Annotated in this window: 2 protein-coding genes; both read left to right on the forward strand. The window is 63.3% G+C overall.

The features are described 5' to 3' along the window. Nucleotides 1-183 (forward strand): phage holin family protein (locus NKJ72_RS30885; protein WP_352480796.1); only part of this gene is annotated, 183 nt, incomplete at its 5' end. Then, nucleotides 180-974: hypothetical protein (locus NKJ72_RS30890; protein ID WP_352480797.1), on the forward strand; the 795-nt coding region annotated here is incomplete at its 3' end. The genes NKJ72_RS30885 and NKJ72_RS30890, both read left to right, overlap by 4 nt.

Raw genomic sequence — 974 nt, forward strand, 5'->3', positions numbered from 1 at the left:
TTGGCGAGCGCCGGCCTGGGAGCCGGATGGTCCTCGCTGCTCGTCGGCGTCGTGGTGGCAGTACTGGGCGTCATACTCCTGCGCTCCGGCAAGGCAAGCATGGCTCCCTCAGAGTTGACCCCCGACCGGACACAAGACCAACTTAAACGCGACGCACGCGTGATCAAGGACCAGATAAGATGACCGACAAATCCGCAGCCGAACTCGAACGCGATGCCGACATTGCCCGTGCCAAGATAACGGACACGGCAGACTCGATCCGGAGCAAGATGACACCAGGTCAGCTGATCGACGAATTCACCGGGATGTTCAGCGGCGAGGGATCCGCCATGCTCAGCAATCTTAAGACTCAGGTCAGGGACAATCCGTTGCCGCTTACATTGGTCGGCGCGGGCCTGGCCTGGCTGATGCTAGGCAAGGGCACGTCGGTAGACAGTTCAGCACTTGGTGCCTATTCGACCGGCAGGGAACCTGACGGCACCCGAAACTTCTCTGACCAGAGGGGCTTGGGCGGGGCCTGGCAGGACTCACGCGGCGATGAGTACGGTGCCGAGGGCGAAGGTTCCGCCGGCTCCATGCTCTCCGATGCCGCCCGTTCGGTTGCGTCCGTGGCAGGCGGTGCGACTGAGGCTGTGGCAGACGTTGCGAGCGGCGCCAAAGAAAGGTTAGGAAGCACGGTCGGGCAGTTCGGCTCGGCGGCCACCGATATATCGGGGCGGGTACGGCAGTCGGCGCAGGACCTGTTCCAGCGCGAACCTCTGGCAATGGCCGCGGTGGGCCTTGCCGTGGGCACCGCCATCGGCGTGATGCTGCCTCACACAGCCGCGGAAGACGCGCAACTCGGCCCATACCGCGACAAGCTTCGTGACAGTGCCGAGGAAGTCTTTGAGGAAGGCGTCGAGCAAGCCAAGCAGGTCGCCGCCGAAGCATATGAGACTGTAAAGGAAGAGGCTGACCGACAGGGTTCCAGTGGC

Origin of the sequence: Mesorhizobium sp. M0045 (assembly GCF_040323385.1) — a bacterium.
Classification (GTDB): domain Bacteria; phylum Pseudomonadota; class Alphaproteobacteria; order Rhizobiales; family Rhizobiaceae; genus Mesorhizobium.